The sequence below is a fragment of the Embleya sp. NPDC127516 genome, from assembly GCF_044765325.1.
Classification (GTDB): domain Bacteria; phylum Actinomycetota; class Actinomycetes; order Streptomycetales; family Streptomycetaceae; genus Embleya.
Genome location: NZ_JBIWJT010000080.1, coordinates 1 through 6,299 on the forward strand (window position 1 = coordinate 1; position 6,299 = coordinate 6,299).

General features: G+C 70.2%; 1 protein-coding gene. It reads left to right on the top strand.

The annotated features are described in order from the left end of the window. Nucleotides 1-24: 24 nt before the first annotated feature. Nucleotides 25-6,299, top strand: a 6,275-nt coding sequence (locus ACIRL2_RS51135; protein WP_402242651.1) for an amino acid adenylation domain-containing protein, incomplete at its 3' end; no start/stop codon positions are given.

Genomic DNA, 6,299 nt, shown 5'->3' on the forward strand with positions numbered 1-6,299 from the left:
CCGTTCGGGGGCGGTGGCGAGCGCATGTATCGCACCGGCGACCGGGCCCGCTGGACCGCCGACGGCCGACTGGTATTCGTCGGGCGGGTCGACGATCAGGTGAAGCTTCGCGGGTTCCGGATCGAACCGGCGGAGATCCAGGCAGTGTTGGCGGCTCATCCGCAGGTGGGTCAGGCCGCGGTGATCGCGCGCACGGAATCGCAAGGCGAGCTGGTTCTGTCCGCCTATGTGGTGCCCACCGATCCCGGTGATGTCGGCGAGGATCTTCCGCGGTCGTTGCGGGAGTTCGCCGCGCGTCGGCTCCCGGAGTACATGTTGCCGAGCGCGATCGTGGTGCTTGACGCGCTGCCGCTGACGGCCAACGGCAAGCTTGATCGGGCAGCGTTGCCCAGCGCCGATCGGTCGGGCGGGACGGTGGCGGAGGAGGTCGTGTCGACGCCGCGGGAGGAGATCCTGTGCGGGATGTTCGCCCAGGTGCTCGGGCTCGACTCGGTCGGGGTGCATGAGAGCTTCTTCGAACTCGGCGGCCACTCCCTGCTCGCGACGCGGTTGGTTTCGCGCGTGCGGGCCGTGCTGGGTGTGGAGTTGGAGATCCGGGCCCTGTTCGAGACGCCCACGGTCTCGGGGCTGGCCGCTCGGCCGGCGGACGCGCGAGTGGGCGCGGTGCGGGCGCCGCTGCGCGAGCGGCCTCGCCCGGAGCGACTGCCGTTGTCGTTCGCGCAGCGGCGGTTGTGGTTCCTCGGGCGGTTGGACGGCCCCAACCCGGGCTACAACATGCCGGAGGTGTTGCGGCTGTCGGGTGATCTCGACCGTGCCGCGCTGTCGGCAGCCTTGCGGGATGTGGTGGGTCGGCACGAGGTGTTGCGGACCGTCTTCCCGATGGTCGACGGCGAGCCGTACCAGCGTGTCCTGGATCCCGCCGAACTGAACTGGGACCTGGAGTACGAGGAGGTCACCGCCGAGGAACTGCCGCACGCCGTGGCGACGGCAACGGACCACGCGTTCGATTTCGCGGACGAGATTCCCATTCGGGCCTGGCTCTTCCGGTGCGACGAAGAGCATGTGCTGGTCCTGGTAGTGCATCACATCGCGGGCGACGGTTGGTCGATGGGTCCGCTGGGTCGGGACATCTCGACCGCCTATGCGGCCCGTTGCGCGGGACGCGCACCGGAATGGGCGCCGTTGCCGGTGCAGTACGCGGACTACGCGCTCTGGCAGCGGGAGTTGCTGGGCGAGGACGACGATCCGGCCGGTCTGATGTCCGGGCAGGTGGCGTATTGGCGAACAGCCCTCGCGGGGCTTCCCGAGGAACTCGACCTGCCCGTCGACCGCCCGCGCTCGACCACCGCCGGGCACGACGCCCACGTCACCCGGTTGGCGATACCCGCCGAATTGCACGACGAGCTGGTGCGGGTCGCCCGGGCCGAGGGTGTGACCGTGTTCATGGTGTTGCAGGCCGCGTTGGCGGTGCTGCTGTCCCGGCTGGGCGCGGGGACCGACATCCCGATCGGGACGACGGTGGCCGGACGTACCGACGAGGGCCTGGACGACCTGGTCGGGTTCTTCGTGAACACGCTGGTGTTGCGGACCGACCTCACCGGGGATCCGACCTTCCGCGAGGTCCTGGGTCGGGTCCGTGAGGCGGGCCTGGGCGCGTACGAGCACCAGGACGTGCCGTTCGAGCGGTTGGTGGAGGAACTCGCGCCGACCCGGTCGCTGAATCGGCATCCGCTGTTCCAGGTGATGTTGACGCTCCAGAACACCGCACGCGCGGCGCTGGACCTGTCGGGGGTACGGGCGGGCGCGCCGCCCGAGGTCGGTGTGGCACCGCTGTCACCGGCCGCCGCGGCGAAGTTCGACCTCGACGTGACCGCCGAGGAGACCTACGACGAGCAGGGCAGGCCCGCCGGGATCCGAGGGTCGATCGTGGCCTCGGCCGACCTGTTCGACCCGGGTTCGATCGAGACGATGGCCGATCGGTGGATTCGCGTGCTGGGGACGTTGGTCGCGGATCCGAGCCTGCGGCTCGGCGCGGCGGACGTGCTGGACGACGACGAGCGCTCCCGGATCCTGGTCGCGTGGAACGACACGGCGGCTTCGGCGGTCGAGGTTCCGGCGCCGACCGTGATCGACGGATTCCTGACCCGGGTGGTGGAGGCCGCGGACGCGGTGGCGGTGGTGGCCGGGGGTTCGGCGCTGTCGTATGGGGAGTTGGGTGGTCGGGTCGGTCGTCTGGCGCGGTATTTGGTGGGGTTGGGTGTCGGTCCCGAGTCGGTGGTGGCCGTGGTGCTGGGGCGCGGCCACGACTTGATGACGGCGTTGTTGGGTGTGTCGGCTGCCGGTGGCGCGTATCTGGCCATCGATCCGACGCAGCCGGCCGAGCGGATCGGCTACGTGCTGGATGATGCGGCGCCGGTCCTGGTGGTCACGGACACCGCGAACGCCGGGCGGGTGCCGTCCACGTGGGTCGGGGCCGCGGTGCTGGTTCTCGACGAGCCTGCGGTGGTCGCGGCGTTGGAGAGCCTGCGGTCGTCCCCCGTGGGTGACGCCGATCGTTCGTCTCCGTTGTGGGGTTCGCATCCGGCCTATGTGGTCTACACGTCGGGGTCGACGGGTCGGCCGAAGGGTGTGGTGGTTTCGCAGGCGGGGTTTGCGAACACCGCTGCGGCGGGGCGTGTGCGGTTCGCGATCGGGGCGGGTTCGCGGATGGCGCAGTTCGCGTCGGTGGGGTTCGACAACTTCTGCCTGGAGTGGTCGGTGGCGCTGTCGTCGGGTGCGGCACTGGTGGTGGTGCCCGACGAGCGTCGGCTCGGTGCGGAGTTGGCCGGGTTCTTCGTCGACGAGGCGATCACACACGCGACGTTGCCGCCCGCCGTCTTGGCCGGACTGGCCGTCGAGGCGATGCGGTCGGACCTGGTCCTGGAGGTGGGCGGCGAGGCATGCCCGCCGGAACTGGCGGCTCGTTGGGCGCCCGGTCGGGTGTTGTTCAACACGTACGGGCCGACCGAGACGACCGTGGACGCCACGGTGTGGCGCTGCCGGCCCGGGGTGGGCGAGGTTCCGATCGGGAGGCCGATCGCGAACGTTCGGGCGTATGTGCTGGACGAGCGTCTCGCGCTCGTGCCGCCGGGGGTGACGGGTGAGTTGTATGTGGCCGGTGTGGGTCTGGCCCGGGGCTATCTCGGTCGGGCGGCGTTGACCGGTGAGCGGTTCGTGGCGTCGCCGTTCGGCTCGGGTGAGCGGATGTACCGGACGGGCGACCGGGCGCGGTGGACGGCGGCCGGCGAGTTGGTCTTCGCCGGGCGGGCGGACGATCAGGTGAAGATCCGGGGGTTCCGGATCGAACCCGGCGAGATCGAGGCCGCATTGGCCGCACACCCCCGGGTCGCACGGGTTGCCGTGGTCGTGCGTGCCGACACTGCCCAGGGCGTGTCCCGGGACCGGCGCCTGGTTGCCTACGTCGTGCCGCGCGATCGTGAGCTGCCCGAGCAACTGCCCGAGGCGCTACGGAGGTTCGCTTCCGCTCGGTTGCCGGAGTACATGGTTCCGTCTGCGGTCGTCGTGCTGGACGCCATCCCGCTGACCGCGAACGGGAAGTTGGACCGCAAGGCGTTGCCCGCTCCCGAATATCCGACCGGGACGAATGGTCGGGGCCCGTCCTCGCTGCGTGAGGAGGTGCTGTGCGCGGCGTTCGCCGAGGTGCTGGGTCTGCCGTCGGTCGGGGTGGACGACAACTTCTTCGCTCTGGGCGGGCATTCGCTGCTCGCGGTGACGTTGGTCGAGCGGTTGCGGGCGCGAGGGGTCTCGGTGTCGGTGCGGGCCCTGTTCGAGGCGCCGACGGTGGCCGGGCTGGCCGCGTCGGCCGGTGCGGAACCGGTCTCCGTCCCGGCGAACCGGATCCCGGCCGACGCGACGACGTTGACGCCGGACATGTTGCCACTGGTGGATCTGTCCGAGGCCGAGGTCGCCCGCGTCGCCGCGTCGATCGACGGCGGAGCCGCCAACATCGCCGACGTCTACCCGCTCGCACCGCTCCAGCAGGGCATCCTCTTCCACCACCTGATGGCGGGTGACGAAGAGCGCGACGTGTACATATCCCCGTTCGTGCTGGAATTCGACACACGGGAGCGCCTCGACGCATTCCTGCGGGCCCTTCAAGAGGTGATCGACCGGCACGACATCTACCGCACGGCGATCCTGTGGGACGGCGTCCCGGATCCGCTTCAGGTGGTGCAGCGGCATGCTCCGCTGCCGGTGCGGGAGATCGCGTCGGCCGAGGGTGGAGACGACGCCGTCGCGCGACTGCTGGCCGCCGGTGGGCCGACCATGGACGTCGGCCGTGCACCGCTGATCGACGCACATGTCACACCCGCGCCCGAAGCCGGCCGCTGGTACGGCATGTTGCGCGTGCACCACATCGCTCAGGACCACACCGGGATGGAGGTCCTGCTCCAGGAGGTGCGCGCCTTCCTCGCCGGTCGCGGCGGTGAACTGGCGCCGGCACTGCCGTTCCGGGACTTCGTGGTGCAGGCGCGGGAGAGTCTGCGGCACGGTGGTCACGAGGAGTTCTTCGCGGAGCTGTTGGGCGATGTCACCGAGACCACGGCGCCGTTCGGGCTGTTGAATGTGCGCGGTGACGGCAGCGGTGTGCGGCGGGCCGAGTTGCCGGTGGCGGACGACGTGGCCGTGCGGATCCGGAAGGTGGCGCGAGACCTCGGGGTCACGCCCGCGACGCTCCTGCATGTGGCCTGGGCACGCGTGTTGTCGGTGCTCTCCGGACGGGACGACGTCGTGTTCGGAACGGTGTTGTTCGGTCGGATGAACGCGGGTGCCGGTGCCGATCGCGCGTCGGGTCTGTTCATGAACACGCTGCCGGTACGGGTACGTACCGACAGGGTGGGCGCGTCGGCGGCCGTCGCCGCGATGCGGGACCAGCTTGCCGCGCTGATGGAGCACGAACACGCCCCGCTGGTGGTCGCCCAGCAGGCGAGCGGGATCAGCGGAGACATGCCGCTGTTCACCGCCTTCTTCAACTACCGCTACGGCGGCGACCAAGGTGACCGGAGCCCCACAACCGACCAGGACGGCCAAGACCCGCGAGGGGTCGGTCCGGGCGACGACGGTCCCGCGGGAATCCGTACGGTGTTCGCGTTGGAGTTGACGAACTTCCCGCTCGCGGTCTCGGTCGACGACCTCGGTGCGGACGGCTTCGCGTTGACCGTGGATGCAACCACTCCCGGTGATCCGCACGTGGTCACGCGTCTGCTGCACACGACGATCGAGAACCTCCTCGGCGCCCTCGCGAACGATGCCGACCGCGATGGACCGGACGTCCCCCTGAACTCGGTCGCGGTGCTGGACGACGCCGAGCGGGCCCGCCTGCTGGTGGAGTGGAACGACACGGCGGTGGAGCTGCCGACCGATGCGGTGCCGGCGATGTTCGCGGCTCGAGTGATCGATTCACCGGACGCGATAGCGGTGTTGTGCGACGGGGTCGAGACCTCGTACGCCGCGTTGGACGCGCGTGTGGGCGGCCTGGCGCGATTGTTGCGCGAGCACGGGGTCGGTATCGGCTCGGTGGTGGGTCTGTGTCTGCCGCGTGGTGTCGATGCGGTGGTGGCGATCCTGGCGGTGTGGCGGGTCGGTGCCGCGTATCTGCCGATCGACCCGGCGTACCCGTCGGACCGGATCACGTTCATGCTGGCGGACAGTCGGGCAAGCACCCTGATCAGCACCACCGCACTGCTCGAAGAACGCCTCGCCGCACTGCGCGACGACCTTCCCGCGCATCAACTGTCCACGATCGCGGTCGACGACCCGGCCTCGCGTCCCGAGGACGCGGCCACCGAGCCGTGGGCCTCCGTGCAGCCCGCGGAGTTGGCGTATGTGATCTATACGTCGGGTTCGACGGGTCGGCCGAAGGGTGTGGCGGTCACGCACGGCGGGCTGGCGAACTATGTGGCGTGGGCTGTCGAGGCGTACGGGGTGGGGGCGTCGGGGGGTGCGCCGTTGCACTCGTCGTTGGCGTTCGACCTGACGGTGACGAGTGTGTTGTTGCCGCTCGTGTCCGGGTCGCCGGTGACGGTGAGTGGTGAGGGCGGCGCGGAAGGCCTGGCGGATCTGCTGCGCTCCGGTCCCGGCTTCGACCTGATGAAGGTGGTGCCCGCCCATCTGCCGCTGCTGGGGGAGATCCTCTCTGCCGACGAGGCTGCCGGTTCCGCGCGGTGTGTGGTGGTCGGTGGTGAGGCGTTGTTCGGGGCGGATGTGGCGGGGTGGTTGGTGCGGTCGCCGGGTTCGGT